The 22,392-nt window shown below is 63.3% G+C and carries 20 protein-coding genes; 14 read left to right on the top strand and 6 right to left on the bottom strand.

Features of this window, described 5'->3' with window-relative positions:
• Position 1: 1 nt before the first annotated feature.
• Positions 2-376, bottom strand: coding sequence for a hydroxyisourate hydrolase (gene uraH / locus ACWTU9_RS02500; protein ID WP_454587516.1), 375 nt, complete (start codon positions 374-376; stop codon positions 2-4).
• 183 nt (positions 377-559) lie between these two features.
• On the opposite strand from uraH, the gene puuE reads away from it, so the two are divergent.
• The 13 genes from puuE to ACWTU9_RS02435 all read left to right on the top strand — a co-directional run bounded on the left by puuE (position 560) and on the right by ACWTU9_RS02435 (position 15,114).
• Entirely contained in the window at positions 560-1,978 is a 1,419-nt protein-coding gene (gene puuE, locus ACWTU9_RS02495; RefSeq protein WP_455856932.1) for an allantoinase PuuE, read from the top strand.
• Between the two features lie 11 nt (positions 1,979-1,989).
• Positions 1,990-2,853, top strand: coding sequence for a bifunctional allantoicase/(S)-ureidoglycine aminohydrolase (locus tag ACWTU9_RS02490; protein WP_454587518.1), 864 nt, complete (start codon positions 1,990-1,992; stop codon positions 2,851-2,853).
• Positions 2,850-3,350 carry an ureidoglycolate lyase gene (locus ACWTU9_RS02485; protein ID WP_455856931.1) on the top strand — a complete coding sequence of 167 codons (501 nt, stop codon included), beginning with the start codon at positions 2,850-2,852 and terminating at the stop codon, positions 3,348-3,350. Before ACWTU9_RS02490 ends, ACWTU9_RS02485 begins: the two co-directional genes overlap by 4 nt.
• 4 nt (positions 3,351-3,354) lie before the next feature.
• Complete coding sequence (locus tag ACWTU9_RS02480) at positions 3,355-3,948, top strand: nucleoside deaminase (protein WP_455856930.1); 594 nt, start codon at positions 3,355-3,357, stop codon at positions 3,946-3,948.
• 96 nt (positions 3,949-4,044) lie between these two features.
• Positions 4,045-6,030, top strand: a complete 1,986-nt coding sequence (locus ACWTU9_RS02475; RefSeq protein WP_455856929.1) for a CocE/NonD family hydrolase — start codon at positions 4,045-4,047, stop codon at positions 6,028-6,030.
• Between the two features lie 154 nt (positions 6,031-6,184).
• Positions 6,185-7,771 carry an ABC transporter substrate-binding protein gene (locus tag ACWTU9_RS02470; protein ID WP_454587522.1) on the top strand — a complete coding sequence of 529 codons (1,587 nt, stop codon included), beginning with the start codon at positions 6,185-6,187 and terminating at the stop codon, positions 7,769-7,771.
• Positions 7,772-7,787: 16 nt separating this feature from the next.
• Entirely contained in the window at positions 7,788-8,747 is a 960-nt protein-coding gene (locus tag ACWTU9_RS02465; RefSeq protein ID WP_454575943.1) for an ABC transporter permease, read from the top strand.
• Positions 8,748-8,755: 8 nt separating this feature from the next.
• On the top strand, positions 8,756-9,583 hold the full coding sequence (locus ACWTU9_RS02460) for an ABC transporter permease (protein WP_455856928.1): 828 nt from the start codon (positions 8,756-8,758) through the stop codon (positions 9,581-9,583).
• A complete protein-coding gene (locus ACWTU9_RS02455) occupies positions 9,583-11,238 on the top strand; it encodes an ABC transporter ATP-binding protein (RefSeq protein WP_454587524.1) in 1,656 nt (551 codons plus the stop codon). Before ACWTU9_RS02460 ends, ACWTU9_RS02455 begins: the two co-directional genes overlap by 1 nt.
• Positions 11,239-11,355: 117 nt before the next feature.
• Complete coding sequence (locus tag ACWTU9_RS02450; protein ID WP_455856927.1) at positions 11,356-12,195, top strand: alkaline phosphatase family protein; 840 nt, start codon at positions 11,356-11,358, stop codon at positions 12,193-12,195.
• 147 nt (positions 12,196-12,342) lie between these two features.
• A complete protein-coding gene (locus ACWTU9_RS02445; RefSeq protein WP_352555779.1) occupies positions 12,343-12,909 on the top strand; it encodes a sigma-70 family RNA polymerase sigma factor in 567 nt (188 codons plus the stop codon).
• A gap of 14 nt (positions 12,910-12,923) precedes the next feature.
• Positions 12,924-13,592 carry an anti-sigma factor gene (locus tag ACWTU9_RS02440; protein ID WP_455857124.1) on the top strand — a complete coding sequence of 223 codons (669 nt, stop codon included), beginning with the start codon at positions 12,924-12,926 and terminating at the stop codon, positions 13,590-13,592.
• 139 nt (positions 13,593-13,731) lie between these two features.
• A complete protein-coding gene (locus tag ACWTU9_RS02435; protein ID WP_455856926.1) occupies positions 13,732-15,114 on the top strand; it encodes a S8 family serine peptidase in 1,383 nt (460 codons plus the stop codon).
• A gap of 21 nt (positions 15,115-15,135) precedes the next feature.
• On the opposite strand, the gene ACWTU9_RS02430 is transcribed toward ACWTU9_RS02435, so the two are convergent.
• The 4 genes from ACWTU9_RS02430 to ACWTU9_RS02415 form a co-directional block, all read right to left on the bottom strand.
• Positions 15,136-16,428, bottom strand: coding sequence for an NAD(P)-binding domain-containing protein (locus ACWTU9_RS02430; protein WP_455856925.1), 1,293 nt, complete (start codon positions 16,426-16,428; stop codon positions 15,136-15,138).
• Positions 16,428-16,994: an OsmC family protein gene (locus tag ACWTU9_RS02425; protein ID WP_455856924.1), complete on the bottom strand. Its 567-nt coding sequence runs from the start codon at positions 16,992-16,994 to the stop codon at positions 16,428-16,430. Before ACWTU9_RS02425 ends, ACWTU9_RS02430 begins: the two co-directional genes overlap by 1 nt.
• A 175-nt stretch (positions 16,995-17,169) precedes the next feature.
• Positions 17,170-17,346: a hypothetical protein gene (locus tag ACWTU9_RS02420; protein ID WP_192255001.1), complete on the bottom strand. Its 177-nt coding sequence runs from the start codon at positions 17,344-17,346 to the stop codon at positions 17,170-17,172.
• Positions 17,347-17,552: 206 nt separating this feature from the next.
• Entirely contained in the window at positions 17,553-18,899 is a 1,347-nt protein-coding gene (locus ACWTU9_RS02415) for an NAD(P)/FAD-dependent oxidoreductase (protein WP_455856923.1), read from the bottom strand.
• Between the two features lie 625 nt (positions 18,900-19,524).
• Here ACWTU9_RS02415 and ACWTU9_RS02410 point away from each other — a divergent pair.
• Positions 19,525-20,256: a hypothetical protein gene (locus ACWTU9_RS02410; protein ID WP_455856922.1), complete on the top strand. Its 732-nt coding sequence runs from the start codon at positions 19,525-19,527 to the stop codon at positions 20,254-20,256.
• Between the two features lie 856 nt (positions 20,257-21,112).
• Here the strand turns inward: ACWTU9_RS02410 and ACWTU9_RS02405 are convergent.
• On the bottom strand, positions 21,113-22,135 hold the full coding sequence (locus tag ACWTU9_RS02405) for a substrate-binding domain-containing protein (RefSeq protein ID WP_455856921.1): 1,023 nt from the start codon (positions 22,133-22,135) through the stop codon (positions 21,113-21,115).
• Positions 22,136-22,392: the final 257 nt, after the last annotated feature.

Raw genomic sequence — 22,392 nt, 5'->3', positions numbered from 1 at the left:
TTCAGCTCCCCCTGTAGGTCGAATAGCCATAGGGAGAGATAAGCAATGGCACATGATAATGCACTGTCGCAGCCATGCCGAAGCGGATCGGCACGCTGTCGAGGAAGGCCGGTTCCGGCAATTTTGTTCCCTGGCCGCGCAGATAGTCGCCGGCCGCGAAGACCAGTTCGTATTCGCCGAGGCGGAACTCCGCGCCTGCCAGCAGCGGCGCATCGCAACGGCCGTCGGCATTGGTGACAACGGTCTTCAGATGTGTCCGCGCGTCGCCCTCGAGGTGATAAAGCGCGATCGACAGGCCCGCCGCCGGCTTGCCGGTCGCGGTGTCGAGCACATGCGTCGTCAGACGTCCGCCATCGGCTTTCGACGTTTCTGCCACTGGCGCCTCCCATTTCGGTACGGTCGAACAAAGCAATGAATTGTGCGCCAATTAAAGGCGATGCATAAGTCCCGGTCGAGCGGAGTGGCACAAAAACACTTTCAAAAATTTCGGGGGAATGCGCAGGCAGCCCTTTCGACTATCCTGATCACAACTTCCGGCAGCGTCCGGCAGGGAGGGGCAATGCGTTACTTGAGAGACATGCGCGGCTACGGAGCCAATCCGCCGGATCCGAAATGGCCGGGTGGTGCGCATATAGCCGTGCAGTTCGTCGTCAATTACGAGGAAGGCGGCGAGAACTGCGTGCTGCACGGCGACAAAGCGTCGGAAGCCTTCCTGTCGGAAATCGTCGGCGCCGCGCCCTGGGTCGGCCAGCGCCACTGGAACATGGAATCGATCTACGAATATGGCGCGCGAGCCGGCTTCTGGCGGCTGTTACGCCTGTTCAGCGAGGCTGATGTGCCGGTGACCTGTTATGGCGTGGCCACCGCCCTTGCCCGCTCGCCTGACCAGGTCGCGGCCATGCAGGAGGCCGGCTGGGAAATGGCCTCGCACGGGCTGAAATGGATCGACTATCGCGACCACAGCGCCGAGGATGAGCGCCGCGACCTCGAAGCGGCGATCAAGCTGCATTACGAGGTGACCGGACAGCGGCCAACCGGCTGGTACACCGGCCGCACCTCGATCAACACGGTGCGGCTGGTCGCCGAAGAAGGCGGCTTCGACTATGTGTCGGACACCTATGACGACGAACTGCCCTACTGGTTCGAGCATGAGGGCGGCGCGCAGCTCGTCATCCCCTACACGCTCGACGCCAACGACATGCGCTTCGCTACGCCGCAGGGCTTCAATTCGGGCGACCAGTTCTTCGCCTATTTGAAAGACAGTTTCGACACGCTCTATGCCGAAGGCAAAGCCGGCCGGCCGCGCATGATGAATATCGGCCTGCATTGCCGCCTCGTCGGACGTCCCGGCCGGGTGGCCGCGCTGAAGCGCTTCGTCGACTATGTGAAATCGCACGACAAGGTGTGGCTGGCACGGCGCACCGATATCGCCAGGCATTGGCGGGAGCACCATCCCTACCAGCCGCCTGCGCTCAAGCCGTCGAAGATGGAATTCGAGACCTTCGTCCACACATTCGGCGGCGTGTTCGAACATTCGCCGTGGGTCGCCGAACGTGCCTATGAACTGGAGCTTGGACCCGCGCATGACAGCTCCGGCGGCCTGCACAATGCGCTTTGCCGCGTCTTCCGCGCCGCCAGCGAGACCGAACGGCTCGGCGTGCTCAACGCCCATCCCGATCTTGCCGGCAAACTGGCCAAGGCCAGGCGTCTGACGGCGGAATCGACCAGGGAACAGGCTTCCGCCGGCCTCGACGCGCTGACTGACAAGGAGCGCGAGCTGTTTTCCAAACTCAACGCTGCCTACGTCACCACCTTCGGCTTCCCCTTCATCATCGCGGTGCGGGGCAAGACCAAGGAGGAAATCCTCGCCGAGTTCGAAGCGCGCATCGGCAACAGCCGTGGCGTCGAACTCGATACCGCCTGCAAACAGGTCGAGCGCATCGCGCTGCTCCGCCTGAAAGACATGCTCCCGCAATAGGGTTCAGGACTATGGATATGATCAAGACAACCGAGCGAACCTATTATGCGCCGCATGGCGGCCATCCCGGCCAGAACGAGCTTTTGACCGGTCGCGCGGTCTTCACCGAGGCCTATGCGGTCATCCCCAAAGGGGTGATGCAAGACATCGTCACCAGCCCGCTGCCGTTCTGGGACAAGACCAGGGCCTGGATCATCGCAAGGCCGCTGTCGGGTTTCGCCGAGACTTTTTCGCAGTACATCGTCGAGGTTTTGCCTGGCGGCGGCAGCGACCGGCCGGAGCCGGACGCCGGCGCCGAGGGCGTGCTGTTCGTGGTCGAAGGCGAGTTGACCGTTTCGCTGGCCGGCAAGACCCACGTGCTTCAAACCGGCGGCTTTGCCTTCCTGCCGCCGGCCAGTGGCTGGACGGTGCGCAACGAAGGCCGAGAGGCCGTGCGCTTCCACTGGATCAGGAAGGCCTATGAGGCGGTCGACGGCATCGACGCGCCGGAAGCTTTCTTCAGCAGCGATCAGCAGGTGGCGCCAAGCCCGATGGCCGGCACCGAGGGCCGCTGGGCGACGACGCGCTTCGTCGATCCAGCCGACATGCGCCACGACATGCATGTCACCATCGTCACGCTCGAGCCCGGCGCCGTCATCCCGTTCGCCGAGACGCATGTGATGGAACACGGGCTCTATGTGCTGGAGGGCAAGGCGGTCTACCGTCTAAACCAGGACTGGGTCGAGGTCGAGGCCGGCGACTTCATGTGGCTGCGCGCCTTCTGCCCGCAGGCCTGCTATGCCGGCGGCCCCGGCAAATTCCGCTATCTGCTCTACAAGGACGTCAACCGGCACGCCAAGCTCGGCGGCGCGGGCTTCGGCGGTCGCGCGCGGTGACCCGAATCGCAGCGCGGCCGCTGACCCGCGAAAGCTTTGCCGGCTTCGGCGACGTCATCGACATGGGCGGCGACAACCACTATCCGATCAACGCCGGCCGCGCCGAGCGCTATCACGACCTGGCCACGGCTGAGGCGGCGGGCCCGAATTCGCGCGTGCTGATCTCGATGGTGCGCGGTACGCCTTACGAACTGCCGCTGAAACTGACCATGGTCGAGCGGCATCCGTTCGGCAGCCAGGCTTTTATTCCGCTGTCGCCGCGCCCGTTCCTGGTCATCGTCTGCCATGACGGCAAGGACGGTCCGGGCGAACCGCACGCCTTCATCACAGCGCCCGGGCAGGGCATCAACTACCCCCGCAATCTCTGGCACGGCGTGCTGACGCCGCTCGGCGAAGCCCAGGATTTCGTCATCGTCGACCGCGGCGGCGACGGTTCCAACCTCGAAGAGTTCCACTTCTCGCACCCCTACGAGATCCATCTCCCTGACGAGACCTGAGTAAATGACCGACATTTCGCTGATCGACCGCCTGCTCGACGTCATCGAGCACGACATCGTGCCGAAGACGGCTGACGGCGTGGCCCACGGCAACAAGCTGTTCGGCGCCGCGATCCTGCGCAAGAGCGACCGCTCGCTGGTGCTGGCCGAAACCAACAACGAGATGGAAAACCCGCTCTGGCATGGCGAGGTGCACTGCCTGAAGCGTTTTTATGAAATGCCGAAGGCGGAGCGTGTCGACACCAAGGACGCCATCTTCATCGCCACGCATGAGCCTTGTTCGCTGTGCCTGTCGGCGATCACCTGGACCGGCTTCGACAATTTCTACTATTTGTTCAGCCACGAGGATTCGCGCGACTCGTTTGCCATCCCGCACGATCTGAAGATCCTGAAAGAGGTCTTCACCCTCGATCCCGGCGGCTACAATGCCGAGAATGCTTATTGGAAGAGTTTTTCCATTCGCCGACTGGTGCGGGCACTGCCGCAGGCCGAGCGCGAAAGGCTGGAGGGGCGGATCGGCAAGATATCGGCGCGCTACGACGCGCTTTCGGGCGTCTATCAGGACAGCAAGGCCGAGAACGAGATTCCGTTGAACTGAGGTCGTGAAGCAGGCTGCGGCCAGGTCGCATTTTTCGCTGCTCCAGTCGCGAATGGCGATTGAAAGTCTTGGGCTGGCGGGGCGTTATGCCAGCGCATGAAAACCGTCACTGAATTTCCCCGCAAGGTCGTCGAATTTCCGGATATGGGCATCGTCATGCCGGATGGCTGCCGGTTGTCGGCGCGGGTGTGGATGCCGGAAGATGCCAGCAGCGATCCCGTGCCGGCGATCCTCGAGCACCTGCCCTACCGCAAGCGCGACGGCACCATCTTTCGCGATCAGCTGACGCATCCCTATTTCGCCGGCCACGGCTACGCCTCGATCCGCGTCGACATGCGCGGCAATGGCGATTCCGAAGGGCTGATGGACGACGAGTATTCCGAGCAGGAATTGCAGGACGCCTGCGACGTCATCGCCTGGGCGGCCACACAGCCCTGGTGCAACGGCAGCGTCGGCATGATGGGTATTTCCTGGGGCGGCTTCAACTGTTTGCAGGTGGCGGCGATGCAGCCGCCGGCGCTGAAGGCCGTGATCAGCCTGTGCTCGACCGTCGACCGCTATGCCGACGACATCCATTACAAGGGCGGCTGCCTGCTGACCGAGAATTTCGGCTGGGCTTCGACCATGCTCTCCTATTCGTCGCGGCCGCCGGATCCGTTGATCGCCGGCGACAACCGCTGGCGCGATCTGTGGCTGACGCGGCTGGAGAACCAGCCCTTCCTTCTGCCGTTGTGGCTCAGCCACCAGCACCGCGATGCCTATTGGAAGCGTGGTTCGATCTGCGAGGATTTCTCCGCGGTCAAAGCCGCAGTGTTGTCGATCGGCGGCTGGCATGATGGCTACCGCAACACGATTTCGCACCTCGTCACCAACATCCAGGCGCCGGCAAAAGGCATTGTCGGGCCGTGGATCCACAAATACCCGCACTATGCCGGACCCAAACCCGCCATCGGCTTCCTGCAGGAGGCGCTGCGCTGGTGGGACCGCTGGCTGAAAGGCGTCGACACCGGCGTCGAGACCGACCCGGACTACCGCGCCTATGTCATGGACTCAGTGCGGCCGGCGCGCTGGCACCCGGAGCGGCCGGGCCACTGGATCGCGGAGCAGGAGTGGCCGTCGCCCAACATCAAGGTCGAGGCAATCGAACTCATCGCCGCCGGCGCCAAGCCGGCGATCGTTGCGACACCGCAAAGCTGCGGACTCGCCGGCGGCGAATATTTCCCCTTCACCTTCGGTCCGGAGCTGCCGGGCGACCAGCGCCCCGACGACGCGCTGTCGGTCTGCTTCGACCAGCCTGTGCTCGCCGAGGCACTCGACATCGTCGGCGCGCCGGAGGTCGAGATGCGCCTTTCCTCTGACCGCCGGCAAGCCAACATCGCGGTGCGTCTTTGCGACGTCCATCCCGACGGCGCTTCGGAGCTGATCTCCTACGGTGTGCTCAATCTCACCCACCGCAACTCGCATGAATTTCCGCAAGCGTTGGTACCCGGCGAGACCGTGTCGGCGTGCGTTATCCTCGACCAGTGCGCCTACCGCATTCCGGCTGGACACCGCCTGCGCATCGCCGTTTCCAACGCCTATTGGCCGATGATCTGGCCGTCGCCCGAGCCGGTGCGGATCGACCTTTCGGCGGCGACGCTGAGACTGCCGTTGCGCCCGCTGGCAAAATCTGACGAAGTTTCATTCCAAGCCCCCGAAGGCGCCACGCCCTGGGCGACCGAGACGGTCCGTGCGGCGAATTCCGAACGCCACATCGACCGCGACGAGAAGACCGGCATCGTCACCCTGTCGATCACGGATGATTTCGGCGAAGTGCGCGATCTCGCGCACGGGCTGGCCAATGGCAGCATTGCCCGCGAGAGCTGGACGATCCATCCCGACGACCCGTTGTCGGCCTCGGGCCGGACGCACTGGACGCAGACCTTGTCGCGAAATGGATGGTCGGTGCGCACAGAGACATCGGCCGAGATGCGCTGCGACGCGCAAAACTTCACCGTCAGTGCCAGAATCGAGGCTTATGAGGGCGAAACGCTGGTTTTCGAGCGCGATTTCGAAGAGACGATCCCGCGCGACCTGCTCTGAGCGCAAATTCGACTGGTCCAGTTGCGACGTGCGATTTACGCCACGGCATGTCGCATTCGGTCTTGCTTACGGCTTTCCCTTACGGTCATTATTCCCCTCACAAGAAAATAAGAAACGACCACAAGGTCGAAACCAACAGAGTGAGGAACTCATCATGACAAACGAACTCGACTATCTCAGCCGGCGTGTTGCGTCCGGCAAGCTCAGCCGCCGTGATTTTCTCGGCCGCGCTGCCGCGCTCGGCGTCACCGCACCCTTTGCCAATATGCTGCTTTCCAGCGCGGCTCGCGCGGAAGGCCCGGTCAAGGGCGGCACGCTGAAGGCTGGCCTGGTCGGCGGTGAATCCACCAACAGCCTCGACCCGGCGCTGATGATGACCCAGGTGCCGTTCGCCTTCGGCAAGTGCTGGGGCGAAATGATCGTCGAGCTGTCGCCCGAGGGCAAGCTCGAGAACCGCATTGCCGAAGAGATCGGCTCGTCGGACGACGCCAAGGTGTGGACGCTGAAAATTCGCGACGGCGTCGAGTTCCACAACGGCAAGACCGTGACCGCCGAGGACGTCGCCGCCACGCTCGAGCGCCATTCCGACGAGAAGTCGAAGTCGGGCGCGCTCGGCTACATGAAGGGCATCGAGAGCATCAAGGCCAGCGGCAAGGAAGTGGTGCTGACGCTGAAGGAGGCCAATGCCGACCTTCCCTATCTGCTCAGCGACTACCACCTGATCGTGCAGCCCAACGGCGGCAAGGACAAGCCCGACGGCGGCATCTCGGCCGGCCCGTACAAGATCGTCACCAACGAGCCCGGCGTGCGCCATGTCGGCGAGCGCTTCGCCAATTACTGGCAGGGCGACAAGATGGGCCATGCCGATCAGATCGAAGTCGTCGTCATCAACGACGCGACGGCGCGCACGGCGGCCCTGCAGGGCGGCCAGGTCAACATGATCAACCGCGTCGAGCCGAAGATCGTCGACCTGATCAAGCGCGTTCCGGGCGTCACCATCCGCAACCATGCCGGCCCCGGCCACTACGTCTTCATCATGCATTGCAACACGGCGCCGTTCGACAACAACGACCTCAGGATGGCGCTGAAGCTGGCGATCGACCGCGAGGAGATGCTGAACAAGGTGCTGCGCGGCTACGGCTCGCTCGGCAACGACTTCCCGATCAACGCCTCCTATCCGCTTTTCACCGAAATCGAGCAGCGCAAGTACGATCCGGACAAGGCCAAGTTCCACTACAAGAAGTCGGGCCATGATGGTTCCGTGCTGCTGAGGACCTCCGACGTCGCCTTCCCGGGCGCCGTCGACGCAGCCCAGCTCTACCAGCAGAGCGCCGCCAAGGCCGGCATCAAGCTCGAGATCAAGCGCGAGCCCGGCGACGGCTACTGGAACGAGGTGTGGAACAAGCAGCCCTTCTGCGCCTCCTACTGGGGTGGCCGCTCCACCCAGGACCAGATGTACTCCACCGCCTACCTGTCGACCGCCGACTGGAACGACACGCGTTTCAAGCGCCCGGACTTCGACAAGATGGTGCTTGCGGCGCGCGCCGAGCTCGACGAGGCCAAGCGCAAGGCGATGTACCACGACATGGCCGTCATGGTGCGCGACGAGGGCGGCCTGATCCTGCCGATGTTCAATCAGTTCATCGACGCAACCGGCGCCAAGGTCGGCGGCTGGGTCGACGATCCGCATCAGGAGCTGATGAACGGCTACGCCCTGGCAAAGTGCTGGCTCGAAGCCTGAGCCCGGCCTTGCGGAGATGTCCTCACCCATCGTGAAACTGGTGGCCCAGCGCATTGCGCTGGGCATCGTCCTCCTGTTGGCCGTTTCGGTCCTGATCTTCGCCGGCACGCAAATCCTGCCCGGCGACGTTGCACAAGCCATTCTCGGACAGTCGGCGACGCCGGAGTCGCTCGCCAATCTGCGCGAGCAGCTCGGCCTGAACCAGCCGGCTTACATCAGGTATTTCCACTGGCTCGGGGGCGCGCTGACCGGCGATCTAGGCACCGCCATGTCGAGCGGCCAGGATATTGCGACCTCGATCAAGGGGCGGCTGTGGAACACGCTGTTCCTCGCCTTCTGGGCAGCGATCGTGGCCGTGCCGCTGGCCATCATCCTCGGCCTGATCGCGGTGCGCTACCGCAATGGCTGGGTCGACAAGCTGATCTCCGGCCTGGCGCTCGCTTCTACGTCCTTCCCGGAGTTCTTCATCGGCTACGTGCTGGTCTTTTTCTTTGCCGTCAAATATCAATGGTTTCCGGCAATTTCCACGGTCTATGACGGCATGCCGTTCGGCGAGCGCATGCAGGCGATCGCACTGCCGGCCGCCGCGCTGACGCTGGTTGTTCTTGCCCACATGATGCGAATGACCCGCGCGGCCATCCTCAATGTCATGCAGTCGGCCTATGTCGAAACAGCGGAACTGAAAGGCTTGTCGGCCTTCAACGTCATCCGCAAACACGCCTTCCCCAATGCGATCGCGCCGATCATCAATGTCGTCATGCTCAACCTCGCCTACCTCATCGTCGGCGTCGTCGTGGTCGAGGTTATCTTCGTCTATCCCGGCATGGGGCAATACCTGGTCGATCACGTCACCAAGCGCGACGTGCCGGTGGTGCAGGCGGTCGGCCTGATCTTTGCGGCCGTCTATATCAGCCTGAACATCATTGCGGATATCGGGGCGATCGTCGCCAATCCGCGCCTCAGACATCCGAAATAGGGGCGGGCATGCTCGATATCAAACGCATCCCCATCCCGGCGCTGATCGGCATCGTGCTAACCACCATGTTTGTCGTGGCAGCCGTCTTCGCGCCGTGGATCGCGCCGCACGGCAATGCCGAGATTGTCAGCGACGTCCCTTGGGAACCGATGTCATCCGCGCATTGGCTGGGCACGGACAATCTCGGCCGCGATTTGCTGTCGCGCATGATCTATGGCGCCCGCGTCACCTTGTTCATCGCGGTGCTGGCCACCGCGCTGTCCTTCTCGCTCGGCGCCATACTCGGCTTCTCGGCGGCCGTGTTCGGCGGCTGGTTCGACACGTTGCTGTCACGTCTCGTCGACCTCCTGATGTCGATCCCGACGCTGATCATGGCGCTCGTTGTGCTCTCGGTGCTGCCGACCAATCTGGTGACGCTGATCCTGGTGATGGGCGTTCTCGACTCGACCCGCGTCTATCGGCTGTCGCGCGCAGTCGCCGTCGACATCAACGTCATGGATTATGTCGAAGCCGCCAAATTGCGCGGCGAAGGCAGCGGCTGGATCATCTTTCGCGAGATTCTGCCCAATGCGCTGTCGCCGCTGGTTTCGGAACTCGGCCTGCGCTTCATCTATGCCGTGCTGTTCTTGTCGACGCTGTCCTTCCTCGGCCTTGGCGTACAGCCGCCGGATGCCGACTGGGGCGGCATGGTCAAGGAAAACAAGGACGGCATCGTGTTCGGCATTGGGGCCGCGCTCTTCCCCGCCGCCGCGATCGCGGCGCTGGCGATTTCGGTCAACCTTGTTGCCGACTGGATCCTCAACCGCACGACAAGCCTGAAGGGAGGACGCGGGTGATGGCCGACACAAAAGCAAAGCCCGGCCTGCTGCTCGATATTCGCAACCTGCGCATCGAAGCGACAGTGTTCCCCCCCGGCGAGGCGCCGAAGAACATCGTGCTGGTGCACGACGTCTCGCTGACGCTGGAAAAGGGCAAGGTGCTCGGCCTGATCGGCGAGTCCGGCGCCGGCAAATCGACCATTGGCCTGTCGTCGATGGGCTATGGCCGTGGCGGTGTACGCATCACCGGCGGCGAGGTGCTCCTCAACGGCCGTGACATCCTCAAGGGCGGCAAGGAAGGTTTCCGCAAATTGCGCGGCCGCGAGGTCTGCTATGTCGCGCAATCGGCGGCTGCCGCCTTCAACCCGGCGCACAAGCTGATGGACCAGGTGGTGGAAGCCACGCTGCTGCACGGCACAGCGACACGGGCCGAGGCGGAGAAGCGCGCTATTGCGCTGTTCAAGAAGCTCAGCCTGCCAAACCCCGAAACGATCGGCGAACGCTTCCCGCACCAGGTCTCTGGCGGCCAGTTGCAGCGGGTGATGACGGCGATGGCGCTGTGCTCGGAGCCGGACCTGATCGTCTTCGACGAGCCGACCACCGCGCTCGACGTGACGACGCAGATCGACGTTCTGGCGGCGATCAAGGACGCTATCCGAGACACCCATGTCGCGGCGCTCTACATCACCCACGATCTTGCCGTCGTTGCCCAGGTCTCGGACGAGATCATGGTGCTGCGCCATGGCAGGCTGGTCGAATGGGGCGGCACCCGCCAGATCATCAAGGAGCCGCGCCAGGAATATACCAATGCGCTGGTCTCCGTGCATGAGATCGAGCACGCCGAACAGAAACCAGGTACTGCGCCGTTCCTCTCGGTCAAGAACGTCACCGCCGCCTATGGCGGCAGCCATGTCAAGGTGCTGAAGAACGTCTCGGTCGACATCTATCCGGGCCAGACGCTGGCCGTCGTCGGCGAATCCGGCTCCGGCAAATCAACGCTGGCGCGCGCCATCACCGGGCTTCTGCCGCCCGAGGAAGGCACCGTCACGTTCGACGGCAGGCCGCTCGCCAACCGGCTCGCCGACCGGCCGAAGGAGGATCTGCGGCAATTGCAGATGATCTACCAGATGGCCGACGTGGCGATGAACCCGCGCCAGACCGTCGGCACCATCATCGGCCGACCGCTCGAGTTTTATTTCGGCATCCGCGGCCGCGAACGCGACAAGCGTGTGGCCGAACTGCTCGACGAGATCGAGATGGGCAAGGGCTTCCTCGACCGCTATCCGGCCGAATTGTCCGGCGGCCAGAAGCAGCGCGTCTGTATTGCTCGCTCTCTTGCCGCCAAGCCGAAGCTGATCATCTGCGACGAGGTGACATCGGCGCTCGACCCGCTGGTGGCCAACGGCATTCTCAAGCTTCTTTTGAACCTGCAGCAGCATGAGAAGGTCGCCTACCTCTTCATCACCCACGATCTGGCGACGGTGAAGTCGATCGCCGATTCGATCGCGGTGATGTATCGCGGCGAGGTGGTGCGCTATGGGGCCAAGAGCAAGGTGCTGACGCCGCCCTTCGACGCCTATACCGATCTGCTGCTGTCTTCCGTTCCCGAGATGGAAATCGGCTGGCTGGAAAAGGCGATCAAGGGACGGCGCATGGCAAGCGCGGGCAACTGACGCAAGCACTGCGCGAGCATCTACACGCACTGGCCGAACGTCTGGCCCCATGACAGAAGAGGGCCTGCCGCCTAAAGGCAACAGGCCCTTGTCTCTGCCCAATCGCCCGGAGCCGTCATGGCGCTCGAGACCAAGCTTCTCCTCATCGTCCTCGACGGCGTGCCTTACCGGAACTGGCGCCGGCTGATGGGCAATCTCGAGGGCTGGGTGCAGTCGGGCGAGGCGAAGGTCTGGAAGATGCGCTCGGTGCTGCCGTCGACCTCGGCCTGCTGCTATGCCTCGATCCACACCGGGGTTTCGCCGCAGGAACACGGCATCCTGTCCAACGAGAACCGATTTCTCGTCGATAAGCCGGACATTTTCTCCGAGGTCAGCAAGGCTGGCGGCAAGACCGGCGCGGTGACGCACTCCTACTGGTCCGAATTCTTCCGCTCCTATCCGTTCGACCTGGTCGAGGACATGGAGTTCGACGAGCCGGATGGGCCGATCACGCATGGCCGCTTCCACACCATGACCGGCTACAATTTGCGCAACCAGATGACGCCGAGCGATGTCGACCTGTTTGCGACGCTGACCATGCTGACCCGGCGCCACGGTATCGATTATGGCATCCTGCACACCTGTACGCTGGATTCGATGGGCCACCGCTTCGGCCATGACTGCCACGAGATGGATCATGCCGTCTACGCGATGGACGGCATGCTGGCTGCCTTCCTGCCAGGCTGGCGGCAAGCCGGCTACGAGGTGATCGTCACCGCCGACCACGGCCAGACAGGCCGCGGCCATCATGGCGGCCATGACGACGAAATGCAGGATTTCGCGCTGTATTATTTCGGGCAAGGCAAAGGGCCGGAGGCCGATACGCTGCTCGACCAGCTGCAGCTGGCCCCGACCGTGCTGAAGCGGCTGGGCGTGGCAGTGCCGGCGACGATGAAGGCGAAGGCTTTTCTGGATTGAGCTGGGCGCTCTTCCCTTCCCCCACAGCCCCCACTGGCAACACACATCTTCTTCGGTTAGCTTCCGCAAAATTCCTTTGGCGGAAGGATGAACCTTTTTGGCACGATCGGCGACAGAGCTAACAGGAGCCAGGCGGCTCGACCGGCCATGACGGCAGCGACCGAGACTGATCGCGCGCTTGTCGACCGGGTCGCGAAGGGCGACCGTGCCGCTGTTCGGCTGCTGTTCATGCGTCATCACGCGCGGGTCTACCGCTTCGTGGCGCGCCAGACAGGATCGGAAATGATGGCCGACGATATCGCAAACGAGGTCTTTCTTGAGCTGTGGCGCCAGGCGCCCGGCTTCGAAGGACGCTCGGAAGTCTCGACATGGCTGCTCGGCATCGCCCGCTTCAAGGCGCTTTCGATGCTGCGCAAGAAGAAGGAAGACTGGATCGACGACGACGATGCGGCGCAGGTTCCCGACAGCGCCGACACGCCCGAAGTCGCCACCATGAAGGAAGACAAGGGCGCCGCCTTGCGGCGCTTCGTCGATGCCTTGCCGGAAGAACACCGCTCGGTGATCGACCTTGCCTACTACCACGGACAGTCGGTGACGGAGATCGGCGAGGTGCTCAACATCCCCGTCGCCACCGTCAAGACCCGAATGTTCTACGCCCGCAAGAAACTCGGCGAAGCCCTGAAGGCCGCCGGTTACGATAGGGGGTGGCCATGAGCAATCCTGAAGATATGAGCGCCGCTGAAAAGATGTCGCGCCGCGACGAAATGGAAACGCTGCTGCCGTTCTACCTGAACGGCTCGCTGGAAGGTTCCGACCTCGAAGCCGTCGAAGAGTGGCTGGCAACAGATCCGGCCGCGATGGCGGCGCTTGGCGAGGCCGAGGCCGAGTTCTCCGGCACCACTGCCGCCAATGAAGCGATCCGGCCGCCGGCCGCCGCGCTCAGCCGCTTTGCCAAGGCGCTCGACGCCGAGGCCGGGCCGGCGCGCGCCCCGGCGGGCCGTTCCTGGCTGGCGCAGGCGTTCGACCGTTTCATGGCGGTGCCGGTCGGCGTCGCCTGGGCGGCAGCCGCGGTCTTGCTGGCGTTGGTGGTGGTGCAGTCCTACGTGCACACCGGCGGCAAGGGCAATGATTTCGAGATTGCCGGGGCCGAGGATGACCTGGCGAAACTGCCCTTCGCGCTGGTCAAGTTCAAGCCGGAGGCCAGGATGTCCGACATCGCCATATTCCTCGACCAGAACGGGCTGAAGATCGCCGGCGGGCCGACCGCCTCGGGCGTCTTCCGCATCGCCATCCCGGCCAAGACCGGAGCAGACTACGCCAAGCTCGTCGGCCTTATTGCCGCCCAGCCTTTCACGGAGACTGTGATCGAGGGAAGGAAACCGGTTGATGGCAGCTAAGGCGGTCATTCGATTTGCAGCACTCCTAGAGCGGTTCACCGTTTCACCGAAACGCCGGACCGCTCTATCTTTTTGTTTTGACGCAATTCCGGACAGAAAACCGCTACGCACTTTTCTTGGAATTGCTCTGGCGGCGGCGATGACAATCGCCGCCGTGCCTGCGTCGGCGCAGACCAAAGATCCCAATGCCGGCCGCACAAAGACCGACTGCACCGACCCGGCCAGTGCGGCGGCTGCCGACTGCCCCAAGGACGACAATGGTGCAAATGGCGGAGCGGGCGGCGACCAGGGCACTGTTGTCCTTCCGGCCCTGATCGTCGACCTGTTTCCCAATCCACCCGCTTCCGCAGCGCCGGTGCCGACGCCTCGGCCGTCAGCGCCGCCTGCCGACTCGCAGGCCGGACCGCCGGCCGGCGGAGCGATCGTTTCGCCGACCGATCTTGTCGCGACTGCGCCGCGCCGCGCCGTGGTCGGCGAATTCGTGCCCGACGAAGTGCTGGTGACCATCGATGGCGATGCCGGCGCCGTCCAGCAGATCGCAGCCTCTTTCGGCCTTGAAGTGCGCTCGCAGCGCCAGTCGCGTCTGCTCGGCACTACTTTGGTGCGCTTCGGCATCCCCGATGGCCGCCCGGTTGGCACCGTGCTGGCGCAGCTGGCCGCCGACGGCCGCACCCAGCGGCGCGAGCCCAACCATGTCTATTCGCTGCAACAGGCGGCCGGCATCGTCAACTATGCCTTCGAGCGCATCCAGCTCGACAACAAGAAGGCCAGCGGCGAAAACGTGCGCGTCGCCGTCATCGACACCGGCATTGACGACACCAATCCGGCGCTGGCCGGCGTCATTGCCGACCAGTTCGACGCCATGCCCAATGTGCCGATCGAAAAGCGTGACCACGGAACCTCGGTTGACGGGCTGATTGCCGGCGTCGGTGCGCTCGAAGGCATGGCGCCCGGCGCGCGGATCTACCATGCGCGGGCCTTCGAAGGCGGCAAGTCGACCATGGATGTCATCCTGTCGGCGCTCGACTGGGCGGCGGACCAGAACGTCTCGATCATCAATATGAGCTTCGTCGGCCCCAAGAACGACCTGCTCGCCACCGCTTGCCGCAATGCCCGTGGGCTCGGCATCATTCTCGTCGCCGCCGCAGGAAACAACGGTCCGAAGGCGCCCTATGGCTATCCGGCCGCCTATGACGGCGTCATCGCGGTGACAGCCACGGATGCCAAGGACGGGCTGATGCAGCAGGCCAATCGCGGCGCCTACGTCTTCATCTCCGCGCCCGGCGTCGAAATGGTTGCGCCGAGCGGCGCCGGCTCGGACGTCGTCACCGGCACCTCGTTTGCCGCCGCCATCGTCTCCGGTGCGATCGCCAACCTGATCCACGCCGCACCCGAGCGCTCGGCCGACGATATCGAAAAGGCGCTGGCCGCCACCGCGAGGGATCTCGGCCCGAAGGGGCGGGACAATGATTTCGGCTACGGGTTGCTGGACACCAAGGCGGCTGAAGCGGCGAAGAAGTGAGTTTGCGGCGCGCGGTCCGCTTCACGTGGCAACAGCGCGCAGTGGCATCTCACGCTTGAGCGTCCCGTCGAGATAGCTGGTCAGATGGGCGGTAAGTTCCCGCGCATCGTCTTCGACACCGTGAATGAAGCTCGATTTCCGACGACGTAGATATGGCAGTCCCACCACATAGACCCCGGGAACCTCAGCAACGCCTCGATCATGCTTGAGGTCGCCCTTGCGATCGAAGATCGGCAAGTCCAGCCAGGAAAAGTCAGGTCGAAAACCGGTGGCCCACAGCACCGTGCGAATGTCTTCGCCGAGTTTGAGCTTCAGTTGCGGCGCGACGCCGATTGCAGTGGCGGCAAAACGCTCGACGGGACCGACGCCGAAGAATGCATTCGCCTCTGCCCATTCGTCGATTGAAGCGAGCAGCCGGTTCATCTTGAGGTCGGCGAGCGCGCAGACGTTGCGAAGCGATCCGGAAAACTGGGCTGTTGCGTCTCGAACGCCCATCAGGCGTCCGACGATTTTAACGCCTTGCCCCTGTAGGACATTGAGGTCGAGCGTGGCGCGGTCTGATGTGCCGGCAAGCTGCGGCGATGGTACCCTTCGGGCGCGGTCGGGGTCGTCAACGTCTTCGATCCGCTGGTCGAGTACGCCCGTCGCAAGCATCCACCACTGGATGTCGCGACCTCGATAAGCGCGCGGCAGCCGGACGTGTTCGCCCACCGCGAGCGTGACGGGCCGGCCGCTAAGCTGAATCTCCTGCGCCAATTGCAGGCCTGTCGCCGATGCCCCAACGACCAGCACGCCCCCAGGGGCAAGTTGCCCCGGATTGCGGTAGGAGTGAGCCGACAGCTGTCCGAGGGTCGCGGGCATGGCCTCGGCCAGTCGCGGTATGACCGGCTTGTTGAAGGCGCCAGTCGCGAGCACAACGGCACGGCACAGCCAGTCTCCATTTTGGGTTTCCACCCGAAAGCCGTGGCTGCTCTGCACAACTCTGGCGACTGTGGTGCGCGTCAGAACCGGTGCCGATGTATGTGTGGCGTAATCGGAAATGAAATCGGCCACCTGCCCGGCGCTCATGTAGCCGTCCGGGTCGTCGCCTTGGTATGGATAATCGGGGAGCCGCGCCATCCAGTTGGGCGTGAGCAAGCGCAGCGAATCCCAGCGTTCCGTGCGCCAGCTGTTCGCGACCTCGCCTCGCTCAAGAACCACATGCCTGAGCGAGTGCTGGCCCAGCAGATAGCTCATCGCCAGGCCCGAGTGACCGGCACCGATGACGACGACGTCAACGGTGCCGGCGATCCCGCGCGATGTGCTTTCGCTCATCAGGACTTGCTCGATGTGACCGTGACATCGGTTGGGTTGGCGATCACGTCAAAGACGGCCGAGCGCTTCTGCGACTGCGCGACAAGAGCGGCTATGTCTTCTGCGCTGGCGTCCGCGTCGATATCGTAATGCACTTTGATGCCGTCGAAGCCATTGCGCACGTCCGGATCGATGCCGAGGATGCCCTGGATATCCATGCTGGCTTCGAGCGTCGCCTTGACCGAGTGGAGCTGGATGTTGCGGTTTTGCGCGACAGCCGCGATACCCGCGGTCAGGCAGCCGGCCAGGCCGACCAGCACAAACTCGACCGGTGTCGCCCCCTTGTCCTCGGATGCAAAGATTTCGGGGTGATCGGACTCGAACTTGTAGGTCTGGCGATGCTGTTGTTCCGCGCCAAGGCCGAAGAATCCGTCGACCGTAGCTCGATTGTGGGTCCCCTTGACCCACTCACTGGTCGCGCGCCACTTGAAGCGGGCGGCCTCGGGGGCATCCTTCAGCGCGTCGCGGGCGCCAAGCAAGGCGGCTACGTTGACACCATTTGTAGCGGTTTCCGTGTGTTTGGTCATATGTCGTACTCCTGTTGACAGGTGAGGGTCCGGCTTGCAGCGGACGGAATGTCTTCTCACGGGCGTGTTGTGCGCAGCATGGGAGTGAGCGTGGAATCGCCTTGGCGAAGCGCTGCGCTGGCGTAACTCCGGCAAGGCCGAACTCCAGGGATCGCTGAGGTTTGGGGGGCCACGTTCAGAGGATCCTGCCCCAACTGTTGGACGAGAGCCTTTTCTGGCGCGGTGTAACCGGCCAGCCAATGTCCTTTTGAATTTCCAACGGCAGGCTATTCAGAACGCGTTCGGATTTTCGTGCTTCCCGGGCGTTTTTGATGGCCGCTCCATAGCGCGCGACCGTTTCAAACATTGACATCTTCATCTCCTGTAGAGCTTTGGGCGCGTCGGGGATATGCCCGAGGAGTCGCTCAACAGTCTGTTAAATGCTCCACATTTGTATCTGCAAAGTTACACCAAAACCGGCACTCGGTAACAAAATCGCAGACGACCAGCGCGAGGAATTCCGGCTACGGGTGGCTGGACGCGAAGGCGCTGACGAAGAAGAAGTTACGCGTGACCAATTCAGAGGGCCGGACCCAACCGGACAGGGCTTCCATCATAAAAGCGCGACAGTCGGAAACGGCTGAGGTCGTGCCCCGTCGCGTTTCCCTGCATCATGTCGGCGACGACGCGACCTATGCCAGGCCCGATGCCGAAGCCGTGACCACTCATCCCCGTCGCGATGAAAAGACCGCCGACTGCCCGCGCGCGATCCACGACGGGGACGACGTCGGGCATTGCGTCGATCATGCCGCCCCAGCCGGCCTTTAGGCGAACCGTCTCGAATTGCGGAAAAAGACGTTTGAATCTGCGTTCTATCGAACGCAGACGGGCCGGTTCAGGAGCCGGGCTGAGCACTCGCATTCTCTCAAAAGGGCTTCGCGAATCCGGCGCCCAATCGCGCGGCGTCGACCAGGCATCGGGGTAGCCCGATGGAGCGAACGGAAAGTAGCGTGTTCCCAGTGGATTGCCCCTGAGGGCGGGAAGATATTTGGTGGCGTGCCGGAATGCGTCAGGCCCCACGTAAAGCAGATGGCTGCCGCCGGCGGCGAGCGTGTAGCCGCCATCCTGCCTGCGCCGGAAAGCGATATGTTCATCAGCTGCGGCGCCCGGATAGATTTCGGGCAAGGGCTCGGTCGCGGCTGCGGTTACCCTGACGCTGAGTTGGGGGATGGAGACGCCGTGTCTGCGCAAGAACAGGGATGACCACGCGCCGCCCGCGACCAATACGCTGGAGGCCTCGATGTATCCCGCCTCGGTCCACACGCCCTTGATTTTGCCACCTGAGATTTCGAGGGTTCGCGCTGCGCAATTCTCTACGATTTTGACTCCTTTTCGCACGGCAAGCCGGGCAAGCGCAGGCACCGCCTGCCAAGGCTCCGCACGCATGTCGGACGGCGTCGTCATCGCGCCTTTGAACCTGCGCGACATGCCTTTGATGAACTTCGCGGTTTCGTCACCGTCCAGGAGGCGGGTGTCGAGATCATGGATCGCGGCGATCTTCATGAACGCCTCGAAGCCGGCCATGTCCTTGTCGGTCTCAGCCAGATAGGTCACGCCTGTCTGGGCCAGCCCGATGTCTTCGCCGCATTCCTCGGCCAGTTGCCGCCACAGGCGAATAGCCTCGATGACGATGGGCAACTCGTCGGCGTCTCGTCCCTGCTTTCTGATCCAGCCCCAGTTTCGGGAGGACTGCTCGGCTGCAACGCGGCCTTTCTCCAGCAGCGTCACCGGAATGTTGCGCTGCGCCAGGAAAAGCGCCGTCGTTACGCCGATAACACCGCCGCCAACGATCACCACCTCCGAACTCTTCGGCGGTGGCCCAGGATGTTGGATTGGATCCGTTTCGGAGAACGGGAATTTGGGCAAGCGATACACCCTGGATGACTGGTCGATGGCTTACTGGTTGCCACCCCCTACAAGCCAAATCAAGGACAGGTCCAGGCAGACCATTGTCCCACGACAGCAAAGCTCTGAAACCTTCGCAGGCCTCCTATGCCGAGCTATGCGATGATCTAGTCGTACATGATGGCAATCTCCTTCGATGGGAGTCACGTCTCCGACCATCACACAGGAATACCGACCAAGGGAAGGCGCCCGCAACGGTCGCACGGCACGTTGACCTTCAGCAACCACCAGCCGGTCACCTACGCCTTTTGGACACCTAAGCCTTATTAGGTAGTTGGCACAAGCATTGGGAACAATCTCAATTAGTGCAAGTTTCCCTTCGGCCAAAATCGGTTCATACGAAGAGAACTGGCATGCTGAAATTGCTCACCGCAAGCACGACCGAATGGCGTGGTCCTGAGTGTGGTGAGAATAACTAGCAGCGAGGTTCGCGCCATTGACGTTCAGAGGTGGATCATCTTCAGAGCTCCAAGGCGACACGCGTCCGGCCTGGATTCATTTTAGCATGGGCCACTGGAGGTGGAGCGCCATTCCCTTATGCATATTGCTGCTGTGGCTGATATCTCCGGCAGACGATGGCGCCGCAATGCAGCAGAAGCTCGTTGCAGCGCAGAGCGAATTGGCGGCGGCAAAAGCGCAACTGGACTTGATGCAGCGCGCCGAACGCGACGCCAGTGAGCAGGCACGCGTAGCTGCCGACACTGCGGCCAAGCAGGGACAAGCCTTGAAGGAGGCGGGTCAAAGAGACGAAGCCCTCAACCGAGCGCTCGATGAGGAGCGGCACAGGGTTGAGCTCTCCGAACACGAACTCACCTTAGCCCGCCAGGCCAGCGACGCCAACAAGACAAGCGCAGATCTGGCTGCGGCCAAACGGGCCAATGCCGAAAAGGGCCGACAGGCGGCCGAGGCCGCTTTGAAGCAGGCCGGCGACGCATTGAAGCTGGAACGCGCATGGACGGAATCAGTCGTGCGTGATCTCGACGGTGCCCTCCAGGAACGCGACGCGGCAAAGCAGGCTTCCGCAGAGTTGAGCGCTGCTTTGGAGCAAGCGCGCGAAAAGGTTGTCCGCATGGCCATCAACCTCAGCGCTGCGCGCAAGGCGATCGAGCTCGTCAAAGCCCAAAGTGTGCGTCGCATCGCGCGTATCAAGCACGCAACCGAAGCTCGGGTCGCGGCAGGTCCACTTGCAAGCCAGCCGGCCCGTCAACCGGGGTTGCAGGAGAAGAACAAGAAGGTTCAGAAATCGTCAAAACGGGTTGTGGTGGCGACGACCATTACCCTTCCCGACGCATTGCTCCCGACCCCGCAGGGGCCTTGATGGTGAACGCCAAGAGTGCGGCTGGGGCGAGCCCAGACCTGTGCCGCAGGAGGAATCCCGCAATGTACAAATACGTGGCAGTCGCAATAATGATCGGAGTAGCCACTGGACCTGCGTCGGCCGTTGACGTGGGGGGTGGCGGCAAGGTCGGCGGTCTCGGGGTCGGGGCCGGAGTGAGCGCCGGTCAGCAGGGCGTCTCTGTGGGGGTGGGTGCGAGCGTCGACGGTGTGGGCGGAACAACTGTTGGGGCATCGGTCGGCACGGGCAACGGGTCGCTTGGCGTCGGTGTCGATGCTGGCGGCAATTTGGGCAACGCAAGCGCAAGCGTATCGACAGGTACCAAGAACCCGTCCGCCGCTGCGGCGGCTACAAGCGGCAGCCCGGCCCCAGACAACACTGCCGTTGTTTCGGCCAATAGCGCCACGCGCACCATCGACCTGCCATCCACCCTCAAGCCCTCCAAAGCCGGGCGCGGCGAGCTCGGTAGGATTATCACGGGCTATCCCTTTGGGCCCCTGGCATCATTGAAAGCGAAACCCGGGGCGACGCCCGCAGTCGTGAGCGCCTGCCGCGCGGCGATCGTGTCTGCCGCAACGCCGCTTGGCGCCTTGCGTGTGTCGGCGGTGAGTGCCGGTCCAATGCGCCAACGTCACGCTGCGCTGATGGCGCCGATCGAGGTGCGAATACAGTACGCGCGCCAAGGCGATATCCAAGTGCGACAAGCGAAAGTCACATGTCGCCTCGATGCGGCGGGAAGGGTCACCGCGGTAACATAACGAGTGCCTGTCGGCTGGACGACAGACGGCGAGTCTGTGTCGAACCAAGGTCGTCGCTTCCAGCGATTGAGAGTTCTGGTTTAACCCGGCGCGCCGGCCACCGAGCCTCTCACCACCAGGTCGACCGGCCAGACCTCGCCGCGCGCGCCCTCTTCCAGCCCCGATATGCGCGCCGCCAGCCGCTCGGCGACGCGGGCGCCGGCGAGGCGGATCGAGGAGCGCGTCGTCGACAGCGGCACGGAAAAGTTTTCCGGCTTCAGCCATGGGAAGACATCGTCATGGGCGATCAGCGACAGGTCGCCGGGAATGGTCAGGCCAAGGTCGCGCACCGCGCGCACGACGCCCAGCGACATGATCAGGCTGGAGCAGGCGATCGCTGTCGGCGGCTCGCTCTGTTCGAGCAGGCGCCGGGCGGCGCGATAGCCGTTCTCCTCGGTCATCGTCACCGAGCAGACATGGCGCTCGCCGAGCGTCAGGCCGCTGGCGGCCAGCGCGCGGCGCATACCGCGCTCACGGTGGATGGCGAAGGTTTCGCGGTCATCGCCATTGATCAGGGCCAAACGGCGGTGACCGAGCTGGACCAGCAGCCGGGCCGCCTCGTGGAAGGCGCCCTCATTGTCGATGTCTGTGAACGGGTAGTCGAAGTCGAAGCCGTCGCTGCGGCCATGGACGATGAAGGGAATGCCCAGCGTGTTGACCAGCGCCACCCGCCGGTCGGCTGGCCGCGGCGAGGAGATGTAGACGGCGTCGACCTGTCGGTTGGCGACGATGCGTCGATAGGTGGTCTCCTGGTCGTCGGCATCTGCCGGCGACAGAACGAGGTCAAGTTCGTGCGAGCGGGCATAGTCGCCCAGGCCGGAAAGGAATTCGACGAAATGCGGGTCGATATCGACGGAGGCGCCGGTCGGCAGGACATAGCCGATCATACCGGTCTTGCCGGTCGCCAGCCGGCGCGCGCTCGGATTGGGCCGGTAGCCGTGGCGCTTGGCGGCATCCACCACGCGCCGGCGGGTTTCCTCGTTGACCTCCGGATAGCCGTTCAGCGCGCGGCTGACCGTTGTCTGCGACAGAGCCAGCATATGGGAGAGCTGCTTCAGGTTCACCCGGGAGGCCTCCAAGCCTCAAAGCGCTTTTAATTTTGAATCCACGCGGGCGCCGTGATGGGCGCAGCCGAGCTTGGCGACCATACGCACTGGTCCGGCCAGATTGAAGCATAATTTGCTGTTGCGCTGCCAAAAAACTATGCTGCACTGCACTTTATCAAGTGTTGCGGCCCGAAATTAAATCGATTTGGCTCCTAGCCTCTTGACTTCCATTGGATTCAATGGCGAGATCAAAAAGACCAAAGCGCTTTGGAAGA

The sequence above is a fragment of the Mesorhizobium sp. 128a genome (assembly GCF_053848025.1).
The sequence above is the reverse complement of the archived record's forward strand: the minus strand, read 5'-3'. Positions and strand labels throughout refer to the sequence as shown.